This window comes from Streptosporangium sp. NPDC003464, assembly GCF_053588315.1.
Genome location: NZ_JBSFPS010000004.1, coordinates 31976 through 53353 on the forward strand (window position 1 = coordinate 31976; position 21378 = coordinate 53353).

Here is a 21378-nt window from a genome sequence, read left to right on the forward strand (position 1 = left end):
TCCGCACCACAGCGGACCGCTCCCCCTCGGACGGACGCCCACCCCACGACAGGACCGCCGCACGAGGAACCGCCGCACGAGGAACCACCACACGGGGCCACCGCACGGGGTGACCACCACACGACGGGACCGCCGCGCCCTCTGGTGACGCGGCGGTCCCGTCGTGACGGCCCGGCCGTCAGTCGGCGACGAGTTCCTCGATCTGGACGGCCTGTCCGTCCTTGATCGTCACCTTGGCGTAGAGGGAGGTGCCCGCCTTGAGCGCCTTCTTCAGCTGCTCCACGGTGCACTTGTGCGGGAGGTCGCCCTGCTTGCAGATGCTGCCCTGCACGTCGAGCACCACCGTGAACGGCGTGAGCTCCGCCTTCTGCGCCTTCTCCCCCTCGGGCGCCACCGTGATCGAGCCCGCCCCCTGGAGCTGGACGTCTCCCACCAGCACGGCGTCGGTCTCCCTCGGCAGCATCCCGTCACCCGGCGACGTCGAGGCCGACGCCGACGCCGAGGCCGAGGCCGACTCCGACGGCTGGGGCTCCTGCGAGGCGGGTGGCTGCGACACCGACGCGGAGGCGGACACCGAGGCGGACGCGGTGGGCGTCGCCGAGGCGGCGGACATCTCCCCTCCTGCCGAGCAGGCGGACAGGCCGGCGGCGAAGGCCGCCGCCAGCAGAATGCGCGTTACCGTCAAGGATCTGTTCACGTCGCGCAACGATGCCATGGAACGCGAGTCCGTGCTCAATCGCCGCGAGATCGGCACCGGAGACGCATACTGGTCAGCGAAGGCTCCCCAGAGGCGGTGTTGATGGACAGCGGACTGATCCTGCTGATCTTCCTGGCGTTCCTGTTCGCCTGGGGGCTCAACCGGGTCCGGCGGACCCTACGGCTCGGCCCGGTCGCCTACGCGGGCGTCATGGTGGTGTTCGTCCTGGTGATGCTCGCCATGTGGGGCCAGACGTTCCGATAGCGTCCAACTGGCCGGCAGCCGCAGCGCGGCCTCCGACTCCGAGCCCGGTTCGGCGGAGTAGGCGATCAGCGACCGGCCGTCCTCGCCGGCCACCGCGGCGGTCCCGGACAGGGGCCGGGGACGGGAACCACCCGGCCGGTCCGCTATCCGGAGCCTTCCAGCAGGACCTTGGCGACCAGCTCGGGGTCGTCGCTCATCGGCAGGTGCCCGCAGCCCCTGAGCAGCTTCACCCGCCGCCCCGACCACCTGGCGGCCCGTACGGCCTGCCGCCGGAGCAGCAGCCGGTCGTGCTCGCCCCAGGCGATGGTGATCGGCGCCTTCGGCGGACCCGGGGGCATCATCCACTCGAACGAGTCGAGGGTGTCGTCGAACCCGGGGGCGTCCCCGAGCGCCTGGACCGCCGCGAGCAGCGCCTCGGCGGAGAGCCTGGACGGATGGGCCACCATCACGCCCGCCCCGACCAGGCGGCCCAGCGGGCTCCGCGCGGCGGCCAGGGCCCGCTCCGGCGGCGCCGTCCGGGCCGAGGCCCCGGCGGCGCGGGCCGAGGCCCTGGCGGCCCGGAGCACCGCCCGCGCGTAGGCGAGCTCTCCACGGCTCCAGAATCCGGCCGGGGACAGCGCGGTGGCCGAACGGACCGCACCCCGGGCGGCCAGCTCAAGGGCGACGTATCCCCCCAGGGAGTTGCCCGCGACGTGGGGGGTGTGCAGGCCGAGCATCGCGCAGAACGACTCGATCGCGTCGGCGAGGCTCTCCGCCGTGTACGGCGAGCCGGGCGGCAGCGGCGGGGAGACGCCGAAGCCGGGGAAGTCCACGGCGATCACGTCCCGCTCGGCGGCGAGCCGGTCGAGCACCGGCAGCCATGCCTGCCAGTGGTGCCCGATGCCGTGCAGCAGCACCAGCGGCGGGCCGGCCCCGCGCCGTTCGAAGGCCAGTTCCATGCCCCGAGTCAAGCACCGATCGGCGCCTTCTCCTAGCCCCGCCGTGGCCCGGCCGGTCGCGCCGTGACCCGGCCAAGTCACACCGTGGCCCGGCCGGTCGCGTCGCGGCCGGCCGGGCTCACCTGAGCCGGTGTGCTCAGCGGGACTTGGTGGGGATCTCGAACCAGACGGCCTTGCCCTCCTTGGTGGGGCGCGAGCCCCAGCGCTTGGCGAGCTGGTCGACGAGGTAGAGGCCCCGGCCGCCCTCGTCGTTCTCCCCGGCGCTGCGGATGCGGGGCAGCCGCAGGTCCTGGTCGAAGACCTCCACCCAGACGGACTCCCCGCCCCGGCGGAGCCGGAGCGTGAACTCCTTCTCGTTGACGATCTCGTTCTCGAAGCCGGGGAGGTCGTCCCAGGTCTCGTCGAACGGCATCGGGGCGTCCACCGTCAGCTCGCGGCGCGGGATGCTGGCGCTGGCGGCGTGCAGCACCACGTTGGTCACCACCTCGGAGACCAGCAGGCAGGCGAGCTCGGCACGCTCCTCGGGGACGTTCCAGCCGGTGAACGCCTCCGCCGCCATCCGGCGGGCCTCACCGACCATGATCGGCTGAGCCGGGAAGGTGCGCTCCTCGACCTCCAGGTCGGCGGGGGCGGATCTGACCACGAGGATGGCCATGTCGTCGTCGATCTCGCCGGGCACGGCGACCGTCGCGGCCTCGGCGATCTCCTCCACCGAGGAGTCGGAGACCTCGACGAGCTTGCCGGCCAGCAGCGCGAGGGTCTCCTCGTCGCTGGGCGACCTGCCGCCGTCGGCGTCGCGGACGGGACGGCGGTCCACCAGGCCGTCGGTGTAGAGGAGCAGCGCCGCGCCCGGGGGCAGCGTCCGCGTCTCCTCCTTGTAGACCAGGTCGGCGTGGAGCCCCTTGGCGCGGACGCCGAGCGGCTGGCCGACCTCCTTGATGTCGAGCTCGGCGCAGACCCCGTCGTTGAGCAGCAGCGGCGGGGCGTGGCCGGCGTTGGCGAAGGACAGCTGCCGCGACCAGGCGTCGTAGACCAGGTATTGGCAGGTGACGATCGGCGGGACGCTGATGTCCTCGCCGCTGTCGTCCCGCTCGGGGGTGGCGATGATGCGCGTCCACTCGTCGAGCCGGGCGAGGATCTCCGCGGGCGGCTTGTCGTCCTGGGCGAAGGCCCGCAGCGCGGCCCTCAGCTGGCCCATGACCGCGGCGGCCTTGGCCCCGCGGCCCTCGACGTCGCCGATGACGATGCCGACCCGGCCCGCCGACAGCGGGATGACGTCGTACCAGTCGCCGCCCACCTGGGTCTGGATGCCCTGCCCGTGCGAGGCGAGCGGCGCCGCCGGGTAGTAGCGGACCGCGATCTCCAGCCCGTCGAGCTCGGGCAGCGGAGCGGGCGGCAGCAGGTATTTCTGAAACGACTCGGCGGTGTGCCGCTCCTCCTCGAACAGCAGGGCGTTGTCCACCGCCAGCGCGACCCGGGTGGCGATGGCCCCCACGAAGTCGCGGTCGAAGGCGTCGTAGTGCGGGCTGCGCCGGTCGGTCAGGTTGGACAGTCCCAGGTACATCAGCCCGAGGACCTCACCGCGCACGCACAGCGGCGCCACGATGGCCGAGGTCATCCCGATCTCGGCCGCCAGGCGGGTGTTGGCCTCGCCGGGGCTGGGATAGTTGGTCTGGGAGAAGTCCTCGACCAGGATCGTCTCCTGGCGGCGCAGCGCGATGTCGGCGTAGTGGCCCACCGGATAGCGGATCTCGGCGCCCAGCGGCGCCCAGGTGTTGGGCGGCGGGCTCCAGCCCTGGACGTGGGTGGAGACCCTCCGGGTCATCCGCTCGCCTTCCATCAGCTCGATGAAGCAGTGGTCGGCGAACTGCGGGACGAGCATCTCGGCGACGCGTTTGAGCGTCTCCTCGACGTAGAGGGAGCCGGCCAGCCGCTCGCCGATCCGCTCCAGCAGACCGAAGCGGTCCTTCTCCCGCTCGTTGCTGCGCATCGCCTCGCGGGCGGTGATGACGATGCCCGTCACCGATCCCGACGGGTGGCGCAGCGGCACGGCCTGGGCGCGGACGTAGACGATCGTCCCGTCACCGCGCCTGACGTCGAACGTGCCCTCCCAGACCCCGCCCTTGAGCACGTGCTTGGCGAGCTCGATGGCGAGCGGATGGTCCTTCTCCATGATCCCCAGGGAGAGCGCCTGGTCGCGCGACCCGGGTATCCCGGGGCGTCCGAACAGCTTCTCCGCGAAGGGGTTCCAGTAGAGCAGGTTGCTGAACCTGTCGGTGACGACCACCGCCATCTCAGCATGATCAAGAACGGAACCCGCCGAAAGGTGGTCGGCGGTGTCCTGGGTCACATCCCCCCACCGCTTCATCCGGTGACCACCCCTCGGGGACGGGTGTGCGCAAAGCGAACCACGGTTGCTCCTGCTGCAGTCTCGGCCGGGGAGTGAAGGGGCTCCCGAGGGGGATCCAACCAAGCAGAGGGGCCCAGGTCAGCGAGTGGAGACGAAGACGTGCGCGGCGATGTCTCGCGGAAGGTCCGCAAGAGTGCTCTCCGCTTCGTCGTCACCTGTCACCCGCACACCGTTGTCGCTCGCCGCGAGCATTACCTCGCGTCCGGGTTGTATCCCAACTTGCTTGAGTTTAAGCATCACAGCCGGATCGCTTTGCACTTGTTCGCTAATTCGCCGCACGACAACGGGTATATCTCTGGGTCCGGCCACGGCGGCCATCGACGGCAGGGACTCCCAGCCGCCGCCCTGGACGCCCTCGACCCCGAGTTCGTCGAGGCCGGGGATGGGGTTGCCGTGCGGGTCCTCGGTCGGGTTGTTCAGCAGCGTGACCAGCCGGGCCTCCACGGACTCGGACATGACGTGCTCCCAGCGGCACGCCTCGATGTGCACCTCCTCCCAGGGGAGGCCGATGACCTGGGTGAGCAGGCATTCGGCGAGGCGGTGCTTGCGCATGACGCGGGTGGCGAGCGTGCGGCCCAGGTCGGTCATGGTCAGGTGCCGGTCGCCCTCGACGCGGACCAGACCGTCGCGCTCCATCCGGGCGACCGTCTGGCTGACGGTGGGACCACTCTGCTGCAGCCGCTCGGCGATGCGCGCACGCAGAGGGACGATCCCCTCTTCCTCCAGCTCGAAGATCGTGCGGAGATACATCTCCGTGGTGTCGATCAGGCCGTGTGCGGTCAAGGCTCCTCCCGTCCTATCTCGATGCCGTGTCCGTCGCGCGGCGTCCCCGTGAGAGCCGTGCGGGACTGAAGTCTCGGACCTCGACCCTATTGTGAGATCCGCCCACGATGACAAAGGACGGCAACACCGGGGCTTGCCGAATCCTTCCCGAGCTGCTCAAATATCGCGCGCGACGGGACGGTATTTCCTGAACGCCGGTACGGCCAGCCCCACGGCGAGCACCGCGACCGCGCAGGCGACCCCGCCGCCGATCCACGCCCCGGTGGCCCCGAACCAGCTCGCCGTGGCCCCGGCCCGCAGGTCCCCCAGCCGGGGCCCGCCGGCGACCACCACCATGAACACCCCCTGCATCCGCCCGCGCATGTCGTCGGGCGCGTGGGTCTGCAGGATCGTCTGCCGCCACACGGAGGAGACCAGGTCGGCGGCGCCGCCGAGGGCCAGCAGCGCGACCATCGCCCACAGCTGGCCCACCAGCCCGGCGGCGGCGACGCTGATCCCCCAGGCCGCGATCACGAACGTGAGCGCCAGGCCCTGGCGGCGGACCCGGCCCACCCAGCCCGACATCAGGCCGCCGAGCACCGAGCCGATGGCCATGCTGGCCGACAGCCAGCCGAACGCGGTCGGCGAGCCGCCGAAGCGCTCGGCCACGATCTCCGGGAACAGCGCCCTGGGCAGCGCGAAGGCCATGGCGATGATGTCCACGACGAACGACATCATCACGATCGGGTGCCCGGCGACGTAGCTGAGGCCGTCGACGACCGACCGGAGGCCGGGGCGGGACACCTCGCCGACCGGTTTGAGCCGCGGCAGCCGTACGGCGGCGTAGAAACCGGCGCCGAACAGCAGCGCGTCGATCAGGTAGGCGGGGGCGTAGCCGCCCTGGGCGAGCACGACCCCGCCGACCAGCGGGCCGGCGACGGTGCCGAGACCGCCCGACAGGTAGTTGAGCGTGTTGGCTGCCGGGACGAGCTCGGCCGGGACCAGCCGGGGGATGATCGCGCCCCGGGTCGGCCCGGTGATGGCGAACCCGGTGGCGTGCACGGCCACGGTGGCCAGCAGCAGGCCCACGTTCGTCATCCCCAGGGCCGCCTGGGCCAGCAGCGCGAGCGTGGCGGTCCAGGCGATCAGCGCGCCGACCAGCAGGAGCCTGCGCCGGTCCACCGCGTCGGCGACGGCCCCGCCCCACAGCCCGAAGACCACCAGGGGGATCAGGTTGGCCGGACCGAGCATGCCGACCCAGAACGACGACTCGGTGATGTCGTAGATCTGGGCGCTGACCGCCACGGAGGTGAGCTGGAAGCCGATGAACGACACGCCCTGGCCGGCCCAGAGCCGCCGGTACGCGGGGACACCCAGCGGACGGGTGTCCACCGCGAGCCGCCGTACGAAATCCCCGAACCCCACACCGCCCCCTAATCCGCCGGACATATGCGGATATATCAGTAAAGGTCGGGTAATCGGGTATTAGGGTCAGGGGGCCAGGCGCTCCACAACCCAGGAGGCGCCCGAACGGCGGTATCGGAGGCGGTCGTGCATGCGGTCGAGCTGGCCCTGCCAGAACTCCACCTCCGCCGGCACGACCCGGAACCCGCCCCAGAAGTCCGGCACGGGCGGATCCTCCGGCCAGCGCCCCGCCAGCTCCGCGTAGCGGGCGTCCAGCTCCTCCCTGGAGTGCACGACGGCCGACTGCCGCGACGCCCAGGCGCCGATGCGCGAGCCGTACGGGCGGGACCCGAAGTAGGCGGCCGACTCCTCCCGCGGCGTCCGCACCACCGCCCCCTCCACCCGCACCTGGCGGCGGATGGCGTGCCAGGGGAACAGCAGGCTGGCCCGCGGGTTCTCGGTGAGGTCGCGGCCCTTGCGCGACTCGTAGTTGGTGTAGAAGACGAACCCGTTCTCGTCGTAGTCCTTGAGCAGCACGGTCCGGGCCGTCGGCCGGCCGCCCGCGGAGGAGGTCGCGACCACCATCGCGTTCGGCTCGGGGAGCCCGGCGTCCACGGCCTCGCCGAACCAGACGGCGAACTGGGAGATGGGGTCGGGTGCGAGGTCGGCCTCCAGCAACGGCAGGCCCTGATAGGTGCGGCGAAGCCCCGCCAGCGACGGCGGGCGCGATGTGGCATCCACGGGAAGGTATTCTCCCGTGCTTGACGGAGAACGTGCGCACCGCCCCCACCTGGGACGATCGCGTTCCGGCGGGTCCGGCGGCACACCGCTGTGCCCCGCAGGGTTGAATATGACCCGCCGGTATCTCGACATCAAGGCTTTGACTTCAAGAAAGGGAGGCGGCCGAGAATGTCCGACTTCAAACCCGGGCTCGAAGGCGTAGTAGCTTTCGAGACGGAGATCGCGGAACCGGACAAAGAAGGGGGCGCCCTTCGTTACCGGGGCGTCGACATCGAAGAGCTGGTCGGCCGCGTGTCCTTCGGGAACGTGTGGGGCCTGCTGGTCGACAACAAGTTCCAGCCGGGTCTCCCCCCGGCCGAGCCGTACCCCATTCCTGTCCACTCCGGTGACATCCGCGTCGACGTGCAGAGCGCGCTGGCCATCCTGGCCCCCGCGTACGGCTTCAAGCCGCTGCTCGACATCGACGAGGAGCAGGCCCGCAACGACCTGGCCCGCGCCAGCGTGACCGCGCTCAGCTTCGTCGCCCAGTCCTCTCGCGGCCTCGGCAGGCCGATGGTCCCCCAGAGCGAGGTCGACAAGGGCAACAGCATCGTCGAGCGGTTCATGATCCGCTGGCAGGGCGACCCCGACCCCAAGCACGTGAAGGCCATCGACGCCTACTGGACGTCCGCGGCCGAGCACGGCATGAACGCCTCCACCTTCACCGCCCGCGTCATCGCCTCCACCGGCGCCGACGTGGCCGCGGCGCTGAGCGGTGCGGTCGGCGCCATGTCGGGACCGCTGCACGGTGGCGCCCCCGCCCGCGTGCTGCACATGATCGAGGGCGTCGAGCAGGTCGGCGACGCCAAGAAGTACGTCCAGAGCGAGCTGGACAAGGGCCAGCGCCTCATGGGCTTCGGCCACCGCGTCTACCGCGCCGAGGACCCCCGTGCCCGCGTGCTCCGCCGTACCGCCAAGGAGCTCGACGCGCCGCGTTACGAGGTCGCCGCGGCCCTGGAGAAGGCGGCCCTGGACGAACTGCACGCCCGCAAGCCCGACCGGGTGCTCGCCACCAACGTCGAATACTGGGCCGCGGTGATCCTGGATTTCGCCCAGGTCCCCTCCTCCATGTTCACCTCCATGTTCACCTGCGCCCGCACCGCGGGCTGGGCCGCCCACATCCTGGAGCAGAAGCGCACGGGCAGGCTCGTCCGCCCCAGCGCCAGCTATGTGGGTCCGGCACAGCGCTCGGTCAACGACGTCCCCGGCGCCGCCGAGGTCCTCGACTCCGTCTGACCGACGTCCCGTACGGCTGTCGCGCGATGTCCCGCGCGGCAGCCGTTCCGCGTTCCGCGGCCCGGGGCGCCGGGTCCCGGATTCCAGACTCGCCCGTCTCACAATCCGGACTTCGGCCTGGGCCGACCGGAAGGCTCAGTAGGCTGGTCAGGTGGCTGACATCGTGATTCCCTCTGACATCAAGCCCGCCGACGGCCGATTCGGCTGCGGGCCCTCGAAGGTGCGCCCCGAGCAGCTCTCGGCTCTCGCCGCCTCCGGGTCCAGCGTGCTGGGCACCTCCCACCGCCAGAAGCCGGTCAAGTCTCTCGTCGGTCGGGTCCGCGCGGGCCTGTCGGAGCTGTTCTCGCTCCCCGAGGGATACGAGGTCGTCCTCGGCAACGGCGGCACCACCGCCTTCTGGGACATCGCCGCCTTCGGGCTCGTCCGCGAGAAGTCGCAGCACCTGCACTTCGGCGAGTTCTCCTCCAAGTTCGCCTCCGTCGTGGCGAAGGCTCCGTGGCTGGGCGACCCGACCGTGATCAAGTCCGAGGTCGGCAGCCACCCCGAGGCCCGGCTCGAAGAGGGCGTGGACGTCTACGCGCTCACCCACAACGAGACCTCGACCGGCGTCGCGATGCCGATCAGGCGCGTGGGCGAGGACGGCTCGCTCGTCCTGGTCGACGCCACCTCCGGCGCCGGCGGCCTGCCCGTCGACATCAGCGAGACCGACGTCTACTACTTCGCCCCGCAGAAGAGCTTCGCCTCCGACGGCGGCCTGTGGATCGCCCTGATGTCCCCGGCCGCGCTCGCCCGGGTCGAGGAGATCGCCGGCGGTGGCCGCTACATCCCCGAGTTCTTCAGCCTGCCGGTGGCCATCGACAACTCCTCCAAGGACCAGACCTACAACACCCCGTCGGTCTCCACGCTGTTCCTGCTGGCCGACCAGATCGAGTGGATGAACGGCAACGGCGGCCTGGCCTGGACCACCGCCCGCAGCGCCGAGTCGGCCCGCCGGCTCTACACGTGGGCGGAGAAGACCTCCTACACCACGCCGTTCGCCGCCCCGGAGTTCCGCTCCAACGTGGTCGCCACCATCGACTTCGCCGACAACGTCGACGCCGCCCAGGTCGCCAAGGTGCTGCGCGCCAACGGCATCGTGGACACCGAGCCCTACCGCAAGCTCGGCCGCAACCAGCTCCGCGTCGCGATGTTCCCGGCCATCGACCCCGACGACATCGAGGCCCTGACGGTCTGCATCGACCACGTGGTCGAGCGGCTCTAGCCGGCCCGCCCGTGCCCGGGGGGAGGCGTACGGCCCCGCCCCCGGGCACCGGGAACGGCGAAGATCGTTCCTGAATCCCCTGATTCGTCCCCGAGTGATCTATATCCGTAGAGTGTCCCCAAACGATCGTCAAGGGGAGTTCTGCGCGTGAGTTCGACCTCGGAGACCGCCTCACCCCAGGCCCGCAGCCTGGGCTATCTGATGTTCGCCAGCCGGTGGCTGCAGGTCCCGCTGTATCTGGGCCTGATCGTGGCCCAGGGCGTCTACGTCTACCAGTTCATGGTCGAGCTCTGGCACCTGGTGTCCGAGATCGCGCAGGGCGCGCTCCCTCCGGAATACACCCCCGAGGTCGCCGTGATGCTGGCCGTACTCGGCCTCATCGATGTGGTGATGATCTCCAACCTGCTGATCATGGTGATCGTCGGCGGCTACGAGACCTTCGTCTCGCGTATCAACCTCAACGGCCACCCCGACGAGCCCGAGTGGCTCTCCCACGTCAACGCGAACGTGCTCAAGGTCAAGCTGGCCACCGCGATCATCGGCATCTCCTCGGTCCACCTGCTGCAGACCTTCATCAGGGTCAGGGAGACCCCCAACGACAAGATCATGTGGCAGACGCTGATCCACCTGGCCTTCGTCGCCTCCGCCATCGGCCTGGCCTTCATCGACCGCATGCTGCGGACCTCCCCCGCCGAACGCGTCCACGCCTGACGCCGCCACCGGCCGCCACGCCGGCCCGGCCCCCACCCGGCCCCGTGCCGCCGGCCCGGACCCCCGCCCGGCGGTCAGGACCCGTCGCCCGGCGGTCAGAACTCGTCGGCCCCGGTCACCTGGGCGATGGGGAAGACGTGCCGGGAGGCGGCACAGATCGTCTCCAGCGTGTGGACCGGGATGCCGTCGTCGCCGTAGCCGGCCCGCAGGACCTGCACCACCCACTCGCCCGGGTCGAGCTGGAGGGTGCCGGCCTCGGCCCCGGCCGGCGGGCGGGCGACGAGGTGCTCCTCCGCGTGGCCGAAACGGTGGCCGAGGGCCTCGATCCCGGCCTGCAGGCTCGGCCGCACGAAGTCGGGGGCGGCGATCAGGGTGCCGCCGAAGAGGTCCAGGCGGAAGAAGCTGGTGGCGATCCGCACGGGCACGTCGTCGGCGAGCAGCAGCTTGCGGCGGGCCAGGACCTCGGTGCCGGGCTCGACGCGCAGGGCGGCGGCGACGTGGCCGGAGGCCGGCTCGGGACCGACGTAGAGCATGCGGCGGCCGGCCCTGATGCCCTGCCTGTCCGCCTCCGTCATGAAGAGCGACGCGGAACCGCGCACCGCGGGCTCTGTGGGGAGCGCACGCCGGACCACCACCCTCGGCCCCCGGGGCGGCCCTGCGGGGCCGTCCACGGCCTCTCTGGCGCCCGCCGGCCTCATCTGTGACACCCGGCCGGGGGTGACCCCGAGCCGCCGCGCTATCGCCTCCTGGCGGACCCCCGAGGCCCGCGCCTCGGCGACGGCCTCGCGGCGGAGCCGGGCCAGCCCGGCGACCAGATCCTGCTGGGCGGCCATGGCCAGACCGGCCGCGTGGGCCCGTTCGACCGGATCGGCGATCGCGGTGATGTCTTCGAGGGTCGTGTCGTCCACAGGTGATCTCCTCCCGGGCAGCCGGCCGACCCGCCAACTTTAGCCCCCCTAAAATCGTGGGCTGCCTGGTGGGGGCCACTCCGTTGCGGGCGCCGCGGCACAGGACGATAGTGAGCCGCGGCACAGGACGATAGTGATACGCCACAGGACCGCGGGTACTTCCGAGAGGAGACGCCCGGGCGGACGGCCGCCCGGCCGCATGGTGGAAACGGCCGGACGTCCGACCGGACGCGTCGAGAGCCCCGGGCGGGTGCCCGCCCGGCCGCGTCGAGACACGCAGGAGCGCCGGAGCGGACGGCCGTCCGGCCGCGACATGACGAGATCCCTTCGCGCTGGGAGAGCCATGACCACGCTTGCCGACAGGACCATCGCGGCCCTGCGCACCAACAATGACGACCTGGCCGCACTCGTGCGCGGCCTGGACCCCGCCGGCCTCGCCCGGCCCTCGGGCGCGTCGGAGTGGACCGTCGCGCAGGTGCTCAGCCACCTCGGCAGCGGTGCGGAGATCAGCCTGGCGGTCCTGCGGGCCGCGCTGGCCGGCCACGACGCGCCCGGCCAGGACTTCAACGAGTCGGTGTGGAGCCGCTGGAACGCCAAGGCCCCCCGGGAGCAGGCCGCGGACTTCCTGGCGGCCAACGCGGAGCTCGTCGCCGCCTACGAGGGCCTCGACGCCGGCACCCGCGAGCATCTGGAGATCAGGCTGGGCTTCCTGCCGTCGCCCGCCGACGTCACGCTCGCCGCCGGGATGCGGTTGAACGAGGCCGCCCTGCACGCCTGGGACGTCAAGGTCGCCTTCGACCCCCGGGCCACCGTCGCGCCGGACGCCGTCGAGGCGCTGACCGACCTGCACGCCGGGCCGCTCGGCTTCATAGTCGGCTTCGTCGGCAAACCCGACGCCCTCGACCCCCGGCAGGCCACCCTCCGCGTCGAGACGAGCGAGCCCGAGCGCGTCCTCGGCCTCACCCTCGGGGAGACCGTCGGCTTCAGCCAGGTGGCCGAGCCGGCGGACATCGTCCTGTCCGCCCCCGCCGAGGCGTGGCTGCGCCTGCTCAGCGGGCGGCTGGCCGCCGAGCACACCCCCGCCTCCGTGACCGTCACCGGCGTCACCCTTGACGACCTGCGCCGGGTGTTCCCGGGGATGTGACGCCCGCGCCCGCCGTACCCGCCCGGACCGGCCCTGCGCGGGAGCGCCACGCCCGGGACGGCCGGGCCGGGGACCGCCGGACCCGGGACCGCCGGACCCCGGACCACCGGGCCGGGACGGCGAGACCCGGGACCACCGGGCCGGGACGGCGAGACCCGGGACCACCGGGCTGGGACGGCAAGACCCGCGGCCCCGCCGCGGGACCGCCGCACGCGGCGGGGCCGCGATCCCGGGCGTCCCTACCCCGCCGTCCCGAGGAGCACGGCCGCCGCCCCCGCGGCCACCACCAGCGGGTAGGCCCACCACTTGGGCGCCGGGCCGTCCTTCAGCACCTTGACGCCGTACGGCACCAGCGCGACGCACAGGCCGGCCGCGGCGAGGACCGACATCGGGCCCGTGCCCTTGAGGACGCCGAGCGGCATGGCCGACATGAGCCCGAGCGCGACGGACCGCGCGATCCCCGGCACGCCGGCGCCGAACGCCCCGGCCCGCCAGGCGCCGACGGCCAGCACGATCCACCCTGCGAGGACGGCGACGTTGAGCGTCTGGAAGACGTGGAAGGACGTGTACTGGGCGCTCACGGCCTGCCGCGCGGCCTCCAGCCCCTGCACCTCCACCAGCTGGGCTGCCAGGTGGCTGACCCCCGCGTGGAAGACCCGGGCGAACAGCCCGGCCACGGCCAGCGCCCCGCCCCACAGCGCCCAGCGGGGGTGCGCGGCCCCGATCCGCCTCGCCACGGCCAGGACCGCGGGGCAGAGCAGCACGACCCCGGCGACGAACGCGCTGTAGGAGGCGGTCATCAGCGCCGGGTCCCGGGCGAAGGCCGCGAGCTGGTCGGGGAAGAAGTCGCCGGGCCCCGTCTTCAGCAGCACGCCCACCAGGATCAGGACCGGCCCCAGGACCAGCCCGGTCCCCTCCAGCCAGCGGCCGGGGAACCGGAAGGCGGAGGACGCGCTCCCGGTCGCCGTGCCGGTCGTGGTGCGGGCCGTCGCCGTGTCAGTCGTCGTCATGCCTTCGATCCAACCGGCGCGGCCCGGCCGTCACATTGGCGCTGGAGCGAGGATCCGGAGTAGACCTGGCACTACCCCGGTGGCTCAGTAGGCGGCGACGGCCTGGCGCCTGCGGCGCAGGACCCAGGCGGCCACGACCCCGCCGACCAGCCCGAACAGGTGCCCCTGCCAGGAGATGCCGGCCTCGCCCGGGAGCACGCCCCAGATGATCGAGTAGTAGGCCACGGCGACGCCGATGCCGATCACGATGTCGAGGGCGCGACGGTCGAACAGGCCCCGGGCGACGACGAAGCCGAAGTAGCCGAACACCAGCCCGCTCGCGCCGACCGTGACGGTGGTCGGCGAGCTGGTGAACCAGACGCCCAGCCCGCTGACGACGATGATGATCAGGCTGGCGGCCAGGAAGCGGCCGATCCCGCGCAGCGCGGCGAGGAAGCCGAGGACCAGCAGCGGCAGCGAGTTGGCCATCAGGTGGCCGAAGCCCGCGTGCAGGAAGGGCGCGACGACGACGCCGCTCAGGCCTTCGAGGTCCCAGGACCGGATGCCGTAGGCGTCGAAGTCGACGGGCAGCACGTAGTCGGCCACCTCGATCGCCCACATGCCCGCGACGAGGACGATGACGAGCATCGCGGCACCGGCCGCGCCGGCTGCCAGGCTGCCGGCCTTGCGCTTGAGGCGCTCACCCGTGGACGGGGTGGTCGGGGTGATCCGGGTCGCGTGATCGTTCATGCACTCTCCTGGCCTCGGAGCGGTCGCGTGGACGGCAAGTGCCCCCGCCGCACCTGTCCACACCTTTACCGTACGCACTCCCGGCCATGAATGGGCCGGGCGTGACCATCCCGATCACACCCGGCCGCGGACCTGTGACCTCCGGCCGTCGGACCGCCCGCCGCCCGATGATCGGTGGCCGGCGCCACCCGGTGGCCGGCGGCCACCGACCACTGGTCATCAGCCGGTGACCACCGGCCACAGATCACCGATCATCCGCCGGTGACCACCGACCACCGGTCGCCAGCCGGTAGCCAGCAGCCGCCGATCACCGACCACCGATCACCAGTCACCAGCCGGTGACCATCGACCACCGACCACCGGTCGCCAGCCGGTGGCCGACAGTCGCCGATCACCGATCATCGATCACCGGCCGGCGACCACCGGCCGCCGGAGGGCTACTCGCCCTTCCACTCCGGAGCGCGCTTCTCGGCGAAGGCCGCCGCGCCCTCCATCGCGTCCTTGGAGCCGAACACCGGGTTGATGATCTCGCCCTGCTTCCGGAACATCTCCTCCCCGCTCCAGTCGGCGGACTCGACGATCACGCGCTTGGTCGCGGCGAGCGCGAGCGGGGCGTTCGCCGCGATCTTCTTCGCCAGTTCGAGCGCCCTGGCCAGCGCCTCGCCCGCGGGCGTGACGTGGTTGACCAGGCCCACCTCGTACAGCCGGGAGGCCGGGAAGTGGTCACCGGTCAGGGCGATCTCCATCGCGATGTGGTACGGGATGCGCCGCGGCAGCCTCATGATGCCGCCCGCCCCCGCGACCAGGCCCCGCTTGGGCTCGGGCAGGCCGAACTTGGCCTCCTCGGAGGCCACGATGATGTCGCAGGCCAGCGCCAGCTCGCAGCCTCCGGCCAGGGCGTAGCCCTCGATCGCGGCGATGATCGGCTTCTTCGGCGGCGCCTCGACGATGCCGCCGAAGCCCCGGCCCTCGACGACCGGGAAGTCGCCGGTGAGGAAGCCCTTCAGGTCCATGCCGGCGCAGAAGGTGCCGCCGGCCCCGGTCAGGACGTAGGCGGAGACGTCCTTGCGCTCCTCCAGCTCGTCCAGCGCCGCGGCGATGCCCCGGGCGACCGCGCCGTTGACGGCGTTCCTGGCCTGGGGACGGTTGATCGTGATGACGGCGACGCCGCCGTCGACATCGACCAGAACCTCGTCAGACACCGGTGACTCCTACTTGGGCTGGAAGCGGATGCCGCCGTCGAAGCGGATGGTCTCGGCGTTCATGTAGTCGTTCTCGATCAGCGAGCGGACCAGGTGGGCGAACTCCGACGGCTGGCCCATGCGCTTGGGGAAGACCACCGGCGCCACGAGCTTGGCCTTGAACTCCTCGGCGTTGGGCGAGAAGCCGTAGATGGGGGTGTCGATGATGCCCGGACAGATCGTGTTGACGCGGATGCCGACGGCGGCCAGGTCGCGGGCGGCCGGGACGGTCATGCCGACGATGCCGCCCTTGGACGCCGAGTACGCGACCTGTCCGGTCTGGCCCTCCAGCGCCGCCACGGAGGCGGTGTTGACGACCACGCCGCGCTGGCCGTCCGCGTCGACCGGCTCGGTCTTGGCTACGGCAGCGGCGCCGATGCGCATGAGGTTGAAGGTGCCGATCAGGTTGACCTCGATGACCTTGCGGTAGGACGCCAGGTCGTGCGGCGATCCGTCGCGGTTCACCGTCCGGGTGGCCCAGCCGATGCCCGCGCTGTTCACCACGATGCGCAGCGGCTTGCCGGTCGCCACGGCCGCGTCCACGGCCGCCTGCACCTGTTCCTCGTCGGAGACGTCGGTCTTGACGAAGACCCCGCCGAGCTCGTCGGCGAGGGACTTGCCGCGCTCCTCGTTGAGGTCGGCGATGACCACGGTGACGCCGTGCGCCGCGAGGTCGCGGGCCGTGGCCTCGCCGAGGCCGCTGGCACCGCCCGAGATGATTGCTGCTGCTCCGTTCAGGTCCATGAGCGGACTTTAACGCGGATACCGAATGAAGTTCTACTCGGGGTGGGCTAAATCTCTCCCACGGCGCTGCCGACGTCGGGGTAGACCTTTATCCGCCGGTCGAGCCCCGTCGTGCGCAGGATCCGCGCCACCGGACCCTGCGGCGCGGCCAGGCAGACCCCGCCGCCCTCCCCGGTGGCCAGCCGCCATGCCTCGATCAGCACCGACAGTCCGCTGGAGTCCATGAACGACAGCGCGGCCAGGTCGAGGACCAGCCTCGGGCTGTCGAGCTTGATGGCGTCACGGACCTCGTCTCGCAGGAACGGGGCGGTGAACAGATCGAGCTCCCCCTCGACTGCCACCACCACGGCGTCACCAACGGCGCGGCGAGCCAGCCGTAGCTTCATCAGTCCTCCTCGCGCCCATGAGGCAGACCCACTTTACTTCGCCATCACCGTACGCGAAGTCATGCGACCCACGATCATTGATCCGGATCGGCGTGCCGGGGGACGGCCGTCGCGCGCCGCGGCCCCGCCCCACGGCCCGGCGGAGCCGGTCAGGGCGGCGCGAAGCCGTACGGCAGCTCAAGCCGGTGGGCGGCGAGCAGCTCGGCGTCGGCGAGGATCTCCCGGGTCGGCCCGTCGGCAGCGATCACGCCTCCGGAGAGGATGAGCGAGCGCTCGCACAGCTCCAGCGCGTAGGGCAGGTCGTGGGTGACCATCAGCACCGTCACGTCCAGGCCCCGCAGGATCTCGGCGAGCTCGCGGCGGGAGGCGGGGTCCAGGTTCGACGACGGCTCGTCCAGCACCAGGATCTCCGGCTCCATGGCCAGCACGGTCGCCACCGCCACCCGCCGGCGCTGGCCGAAGGACAGGTGGTGCGGCGGCCGGTCGATCGCCTCCAGCATGCCCACGCGGTCCAGGGCGTCCTTGACCCGGCGCTGCAGCTCCTCGCCGCCGATCCCGAGGTTGGCCGGGCCGAAGGCCACGTCCTCCCGGACGGTCGGCATGAAGAGCTGGTCGTCGGGGTCCTGGAAGACCAGCCCGACCCGCCTGCGGATCTCCTTGAGCGAGCGCTTCTCCACCGGCAGCCCGGCCACCGCCACCGTGCCGTGCCCGGCGGTCAGGATGCCGTTGAGGTGCATCACCAGCGTCGTCTTGCCCGCGCCGTTCGGTCCGAGGAGCGCGACCCGCTCCCCGCGGCCGATCGTGAAGTCGACGCCGAACAGCGCCTGCGTGCCGTCCGGATAGGCGTAAGCCAGGCGGCTCACCTCAAGAGAGGGCGTCATGCCAGTCCCCAGCTTCCCAGCAGCACCACCAGCGCCGCGCCCGGCAACATACCGGCGGCGAGCCACTGACGCGACGAGGCGGACATGTCCTGGATGACCGGCATCGAGCCACTGTAGCCGCGGCTGAGCATCGCCAGGTGCACCCGCTCGCCCCGCTCGTAGGACCGGATGAACAGCGCGCCCGCCGACCTGGCGATGACCGGGATGTGCCGGACGTCTCGGGCCGCGAACCCCCGCGACTCCCTGGCCACCCGCATCCGGCGCATCTCGTCGATGATCACGTCCATGTAGCGGAGCATGAACATGGCGATCTGCACCAGCAGCGGCGGCAGCCTGAGCCGCTGCGCGCCCAGCAGCATCAGCCTGGGCTCGGTGGTGGCCGCCAGCAGGACGCTGGCGACCACCCCCAGGGTGGCCTTGGCCAGGATGTTCCAGGCGGCCCACAGTCCCGCGACGCTGAACGACAGCCCCAGGAAGGACACCCGCTCGCCGATCCCGATGACCGGCAGCGCCACCGCGAACAGCACGAACGGGATCTCGACCGCCATCCGCCGCAGCAGGAAGGGCGGCGGGATCCGCGCCGTCAACGCCACCGCGGCCAGCAGCAGGGCGTAGAGCCCGAAGGCCCACAGCCACTCGCGCGGAGTGGCCACCACCACCAGGGCGAAGCAGGCCACCGCCGCCAGCTTGCACTGCGGCGGCAGCCGGTGGACGGCCGTGTCTCCCGGCAGGTGGAGCTGGTGATGGTGACCGGCGCCCACTAGGCCGAGACCTCCTCGCGCCTGTCGCTGTCGCCCTTGGTACGGCGGCGCACCGCGAAGAACAGCCCGCCCCCGACCGCGAGGGTCGCCCCGACGCCGATCAGGCCGGCCACGCCGACCGGGATGCCGCCCACGTCGCCGTAGTCGGCGAGGGGCTGCTCGCCGAGGGCGTGGTCGGCGGCCCGGCTGCTGAAGCCCTTGTCCTCGGCGACCCGCTCCAGGCCGTCGGGTGAGGAGGAGGCGTAGAAGCTGACGATCCCGGCCAGCAGCGCCGCGACCACGACGCCGGCGGGCAGGAACCAGCCCGGACGCCGGGCGGCGGCCGGGGCCGGGGCGCCCTGGGAGACCACGGCGTCGCCGTCGGCGCCGCGCAGGACCAGCGGGGCGGCCAGCCCCCGCGCGCCGTAGACCAGGTCGGGCCGGATCGCCAGCACGGTGCTGACGGTGACCGCCGTGATCAGGCCCTCGCCGATGCCGATGAGCGTGTGCACACCGCCCATGGCGGCGGCCACCGTGCCGACCTCGATGGGCGCGGTGCCCCCGATCCAGAACAGCAGGGTGAAGGCCAGCGCGGAGGCGGGCACCGAGACCAGCGCGGCGGCGAAGGAGGCGGCGACGACGGCGGGCCTGCTCCGCGCGCTCCGGGTGATCAGGCGGAAGACCGCCCAGCCGGCCAGGACGGCGACGATGCCCATGAGGGTGATGTTGACGCCCAGCGCGGTCAGGCCGCCGTCGGCGAAGAAGAAGCCCTGCACGAGCAGGACCACGGCCACGCACAAGACGGCCGTGTAGGGCCCGACGAGGATCGCGGCGAGCGCGCCGCCGAGGAGGTGGCCGCTGGTGCCGGCGGCCACCGGGAAGTTGAGCATCTGCACGGCGAAGATGAAGGCGGCGACCAGGCCCGCCATGGGGGCGGTCCGGTCATCGAGCTCCCGGCGGGCGCCGCGCAGGCAGACCGCGACGCCGGCGGCCGCGACGGCCCCGGCTGAGAGCGACACGGCTACGTTGAAAAAGCCATCGGGTACGTGCACGACAAGCCTCCGAAGTGCGGAATCGCCCCTTACTTTAGGCCATGAGCTTGTAGTTGCAAGAAGGTGGCATTAACGCACCATCCGCTCCATGAACGTGCGGGGCGTGGACGTGCGGACCACCGCGCTGAGCCGCCCCTTGCCCGCCGTGGCGTACGGCCGCACGCTCCGCCGCACCAACCCCCGCCACCACGTGCGCGGCGGCACGATCGCCTCCGCCTCCGCCTCGATCCGGAACCGGGCGGGCGGGCCCCCCAGATCCAGCTCCAGGTAGGCGTCCCAGGTGCCCGGCCCCAGCCGGCCCGCCGCCTGCCGGGCGACGAACACGCCCCCCGCCCCGGCCGCGACCCGCTCGTGCCGCTCCCGCCCCGACCACCGCTCCCGCCACACCAGACGGCGTACGGCGTGCGCCCCCGGCGTGCCCGTGCCGACGGTGACCTCCCCGTCGAGCATCAGCCGGTGGCCGAGCGACCAGCGGGTCCGGGTCAGCCGCACGCTGGCCGGCACGCTCATCACGTGCCCTCCGACGTCGAGGCTGAGGTTGCCGTGCGGCCGGGTGAAGTAGGGCAGGGCGATGACGTCGCCGACCAGGCGGGGCACCGGCTGGGCGATCCGCCCGTCCCGGCCGGCGCCGAGCCGCGCGAGCCGGGTGATCCCCTCGCACTCGACGGTCACGTGGACGTCCCAGACGCCCGGGGGCAGCTCCCCGACGTCGACGAGGCCGGTGAACCCGTCGCAGCCGCCGCTGACGGGGACCACCAGGTCGGCGGCCGGCTCGGCGCCGTCGCGCCGCATCCGCAGCACCAGGGCCAGGCCGCCGACGACGAGCTCCGGGCGGTCGCCCTGCCCCAGCGCGCTCAGCCCGACCCGGCCGGAGATCGCCAGCCGGCCCCGCCCGTCCCAGCGCAGCTCGGTGAGCTCCCGGCGGACCGCGGCCGACTCGATGTGCGCCAGCCGTACCAGGCGGTCGATGTCCTGGAGGGCGGCGATGCGGCTGCGGTCGATGGGCGGGAGCCGGTCGCGGACGCCGTCGGTCAGCCACCGGTCGCACATGTCGGCCACCTCGGCGACGATCTCCTTGCGCTGGACCTCCCCTGCCTCCAGGAAGGGCCTGCCGAGGCTGCCGAAGGCGTCCAGCCGGAAGTGGCGGCGGAGCAGGTGGTCGCGGAGGGCGCCGGGGCGCACGTGGGCGACGACCAGCTCGATCGGCCGCCTGATCATCCGCAGCCAGGAGACCGGGTCGCGGCTGCCCGGCCGCTGCATGATGCTGCTGCCGTCGGGCCGGGCGACCAGGTGGTAGCAGTCGTAGTCGGCGACCACCGAGATCACCCTCGCGTGGCAGTAGGCGTGGGCGGTGAAGACCACGTCCTCCCCCACCAGCAGCGTCTCGTCGAAGCGGATGGCGTGGCGCTCCAGCATCTCCCGGCGGAACAGCTTGAAGCAGCTCAGGCTGTTGTAGACCGAGCTCTCCCCGAGCGGCACCCGGTCGGCGCTCTCGCGGAACATCGAGACCGGCGCCCTGCGGTCATGCCCGACGATCTTCCCGAGGACCATGTCCGAGCCGTTGCGGTCGGCCATCGCGAGCATCCGCTCCAGCGCCTCGGGGCCGAGGTAGTCGTCGGCGTCGCAGAAGAACACGTATCTGCCGCGCGCGTGCGCGATCCCGACGTTGCGCGGACGGCCGGCGCCGCCGGAGTGGCGCTGCCGGACGATCCGGATGACGTTGCGGTGGTGGGCGGCGTAGAGGTCGAGCAGCTCGGAGCTGCCGTCGGTGGAGCCGTCGTCCACCACGACGATCTCCCTGCTGACCCGCTGGATCAGCAGGGAGGTCAGGCACCTGTCGAGATAGGGACGGCAGTTGTGGACCGGAACGATCACACTGACGTCTATCTCGGACGGCTCGGATATCTCGGGTGGCTCGGATGTCCCGGACCGGCCCGCGCCTTCCTCCGTGCGGACTCGCTGAAGGATCATCCCCGTCACCGCCGCGCCCCTCGTCGGTCACTATCGGCTTGCATGCCGATTCAGTATGTGACCAAGAGCCCTCCGTGCGCGGCGGATCCAGCGTCTTGGTCACCCCACC

General features: G+C 72.1%; 21 protein-coding genes. 5 read left to right on the forward strand and 16 right to left on the reverse strand.

From position 1 onward, the window contains the following. Positions 1-178: 178 nt before the first annotated feature. Positions 179-697: a hypothetical protein gene (locus tag ACWDS7_RS01605; protein ID WP_451927640.1), complete on the reverse strand. Its 519-nt coding sequence runs from the start codon at positions 695-697 to the stop codon at positions 179-181. A gap of 102 nt (positions 698-799) precedes the next feature. Here ACWDS7_RS01605 and ACWDS7_RS01610 point away from each other — a divergent pair, with 102 nt between their 5' ends. Next, positions 800-961: a hypothetical protein gene (locus ACWDS7_RS01610; protein ID WP_306859741.1), complete on the forward strand. Its 162-nt coding sequence runs from the start codon at positions 800-802 to the stop codon at positions 959-961. A gap of 143 nt (positions 962-1104) precedes the next feature. Here ACWDS7_RS01610 and ACWDS7_RS01615 read toward each other — a convergent pair whose 3' ends face one another. The 5 genes from ACWDS7_RS01615 to pdxH form a co-directional block, all read right to left on the reverse strand. Further along, on the reverse strand, positions 1105-1899 hold the full coding sequence (locus ACWDS7_RS01615; protein WP_451927641.1) for an alpha/beta fold hydrolase: 795 nt from the start codon (positions 1897-1899) through the stop codon (positions 1105-1107). A gap of 136 nt (positions 1900-2035) precedes the next feature. Continuing rightward, the gene (locus ACWDS7_RS01620) at positions 2036-4267 is read right to left on the reverse strand and encodes a SpoIIE family protein phosphatase (RefSeq protein WP_451927642.1); all 2232 of its coding nucleotides are present in this window, start codon (positions 4265-4267) and stop codon (positions 2036-2038) included. A gap of 120 nt (positions 4268-4387) precedes the next feature. After that, positions 4388-5092, reverse strand: a complete 705-nt coding sequence (locus ACWDS7_RS01625; RefSeq protein WP_451927643.1) for an iron dependent repressor, metal binding and dimerization domain protein — start codon at positions 5090-5092, stop codon at positions 4388-4390. Between the two features lie 156 nt (positions 5093-5248). Further along, positions 5249-6496: an MFS transporter gene (locus tag ACWDS7_RS01630; protein ID WP_451927644.1), complete on the reverse strand. Its 1248-nt coding sequence runs from the start codon at positions 6494-6496 to the stop codon at positions 5249-5251. A gap of 66 nt (positions 6497-6562) precedes the next feature. Beyond that, positions 6563-7216, reverse strand: coding sequence for a pyridoxamine 5'-phosphate oxidase (gene pdxH / locus ACWDS7_RS01635; protein WP_306859752.1), 654 nt, complete (start codon positions 7214-7216; stop codon positions 6563-6565). Positions 7217-7384: 168 nt separating this feature from the next. Between pdxH and ACWDS7_RS01640 the strand changes: the two genes are divergently transcribed. The 3 genes from ACWDS7_RS01640 (at position 7385) to ACWDS7_RS01650 (ending at position 10463) form a co-directional block, all read left to right on the forward strand. Then, positions 7385-8491, forward strand: coding sequence for a citrate synthase 2 (locus ACWDS7_RS01640; RefSeq protein ID WP_306859754.1), 1107 nt, complete (start codon positions 7385-7387; stop codon positions 8489-8491). Between the two features lie 151 nt (positions 8492-8642). Beyond that, a complete protein-coding gene (gene serC, locus ACWDS7_RS01645; protein WP_306859756.1) occupies positions 8643-9752 on the forward strand; it encodes a phosphoserine transaminase in 1110 nt (369 codons plus the stop codon). Positions 9753-9899: 147 nt separating this feature from the next. After that, positions 9900-10463 carry a TIGR00645 family protein gene (locus ACWDS7_RS01650; RefSeq protein ID WP_306859757.1) on the forward strand — a complete coding sequence of 188 codons (564 nt, stop codon included), beginning with the start codon at positions 9900-9902 and terminating at the stop codon, positions 10461-10463. Between the two features lie 95 nt (positions 10464-10558). On the opposite strand, the gene ACWDS7_RS01655 is transcribed toward ACWDS7_RS01650, so the two are convergent. Next, a complete protein-coding gene (locus ACWDS7_RS01655) occupies positions 10559-11371 on the reverse strand; it encodes a GntR family transcriptional regulator (protein WP_451927645.1) in 813 nt (270 codons plus the stop codon). Between the two features lie 343 nt (positions 11372-11714). On the opposite strand from ACWDS7_RS01655, the gene ACWDS7_RS01660 reads away from it, so the two are divergent. Beyond that, positions 11715-12515 (forward strand): maleylpyruvate isomerase family mycothiol-dependent enzyme, encoded by an 801-nt coding sequence (locus ACWDS7_RS01660; protein ID WP_451927646.1) that lies wholly within the window; start codon positions 11715-11717, stop codon positions 12513-12515. 239 nt (positions 12516-12754) lie between these two features. On the opposite strand, the gene ACWDS7_RS01665 is transcribed toward ACWDS7_RS01660, so the two are convergent. From ACWDS7_RS01665 to ACWDS7_RS01705, 9 genes are all read right to left on the reverse strand, one after another. Beyond that, the gene (locus tag ACWDS7_RS01665) at positions 12755-13525 is read right to left on the reverse strand and encodes a hypothetical protein (protein ID WP_451927647.1); all 771 of its coding nucleotides are present in this window, start codon (positions 13523-13525) and stop codon (positions 12755-12757) included. Positions 13526-13609: 84 nt separating this feature from the next. Continuing rightward, a complete protein-coding gene (locus ACWDS7_RS01670; RefSeq protein WP_451927648.1) occupies positions 13610-14254 on the reverse strand; it encodes a rhomboid family intramembrane serine protease in 645 nt (214 codons plus the stop codon). 437 nt (positions 14255-14691) lie between these two features. Continuing rightward, complete coding sequence (locus tag ACWDS7_RS01675; RefSeq protein WP_306859767.1) at positions 14692-15456, reverse strand: crotonase/enoyl-CoA hydratase family protein; 765 nt, start codon at positions 15454-15456, stop codon at positions 14692-14694. Between the two features lie 9 nt (positions 15457-15465). Beyond that, positions 15466-16239 carry an SDR family oxidoreductase gene (locus tag ACWDS7_RS01680; protein WP_451927649.1) on the reverse strand — a complete coding sequence of 258 codons (774 nt, stop codon included), beginning with the start codon at positions 16237-16239 and terminating at the stop codon, positions 15466-15468. Between the two features lie 47 nt (positions 16240-16286). Further along, positions 16287-16625: an STAS domain-containing protein gene (locus ACWDS7_RS01685; protein ID WP_306859771.1), complete on the reverse strand. Its 339-nt coding sequence runs from the start codon at positions 16623-16625 to the stop codon at positions 16287-16289. A gap of 149 nt (positions 16626-16774) precedes the next feature. Continuing rightward, on the reverse strand, positions 16775-17506 hold the full coding sequence (locus tag ACWDS7_RS01690; protein ID WP_306859773.1) for an energy-coupling factor ABC transporter ATP-binding protein: 732 nt from the start codon (positions 17504-17506) through the stop codon (positions 16775-16777). After that, on the reverse strand, positions 17503-18267 hold the full coding sequence (cbiQ, locus tag ACWDS7_RS01695) for a cobalt ECF transporter T component CbiQ (RefSeq protein WP_306859775.1): 765 nt from the start codon (positions 18265-18267) through the stop codon (positions 17503-17505). The genes ACWDS7_RS01690 and cbiQ overlap by 4 nt, the downstream gene beginning before the upstream one ends. Further along, positions 18267-19298: an energy-coupling factor ABC transporter permease gene (locus tag ACWDS7_RS01700; protein ID WP_451927650.1), complete on the reverse strand. Its 1032-nt coding sequence runs from the start codon at positions 19296-19298 to the stop codon at positions 18267-18269. Before ACWDS7_RS01700 ends, cbiQ begins: the two co-directional genes overlap by 1 nt. Before the next feature lie 69 nt (positions 19299-19367). Further along, the gene (locus ACWDS7_RS01705) at positions 19368-21173 is read right to left on the reverse strand and encodes a glycosyltransferase family 2 protein (RefSeq protein WP_451927651.1); all 1806 of its coding nucleotides are present in this window, start codon (positions 21171-21173) and stop codon (positions 19368-19370) included. Positions 21174-21378: the final 205 nt, after the last annotated feature.

What these genes read in the sequence shown, in the direction of transcription:
- ACWDS7_RS01610 (WP_306859741.1), top strand. Translation starts at nt 800, where the DNA reads ATGGACAGCGGACTGATCCTGCTGATCTTCCTGGCGTTCCTGTTCGCC.
- ACWDS7_RS01615 (WP_451927641.1), bottom strand. Translation starts at nt 1,899, where the DNA reads ATGGAACTGGCCTTCGAACGGCGCGGGGCCGGCCCGCCGCTGGTGCTG.
- ACWDS7_RS01620 (WP_451927642.1), bottom strand. Translation starts at nt 4,267, where the DNA reads ATGAAGCGGTGGGGGGATGTGACCCAGGACACCGCCGACCACCTTTCG.
- ACWDS7_RS01640 (WP_306859754.1), top strand. Translation starts at nt 7,385, where the DNA reads ATGTCCGACTTCAAACCCGGGCTCGAAGGCGTAGTAGCTTTCGAGACG.
- ACWDS7_RS01660 (WP_451927646.1), top strand. Translation starts at nt 11,715, where the DNA reads ATGACCACGCTTGCCGACAGGACCATCGCGGCCCTGCGCACCAACAAT.
- ACWDS7_RS01665 (WP_451927647.1), bottom strand. Translation starts at nt 13,525, where the DNA reads ATGACGACGACTGACACGGCGACGGCCCGCACCACGACCGGCACGGCG.
- ACWDS7_RS01670 (WP_451927648.1), bottom strand. Translation starts at nt 14,254, where the DNA reads ATGAACGATCACGCGACCCGGATCACCCCGACCACCCCGTCCACGGGT.
- ACWDS7_RS01680 (WP_451927649.1), bottom strand. Translation starts at nt 16,239, where the DNA reads ATGGACCTGAACGGAGCAGCAGCAATCATCTCGGGCGGTGCCAGCGGC.
- ACWDS7_RS01685 (WP_306859771.1), bottom strand. Translation starts at nt 16,625, where the DNA reads ATGAAGCTACGGCTGGCTCGCCGCGCCGTTGGTGACGCCGTGGTGGTG.
- ACWDS7_RS01690 (WP_306859773.1), bottom strand. Translation starts at nt 17,506, where the DNA reads ATGACGCCCTCTCTTGAGGTGAGCCGCCTGGCTTACGCCTATCCGGAC.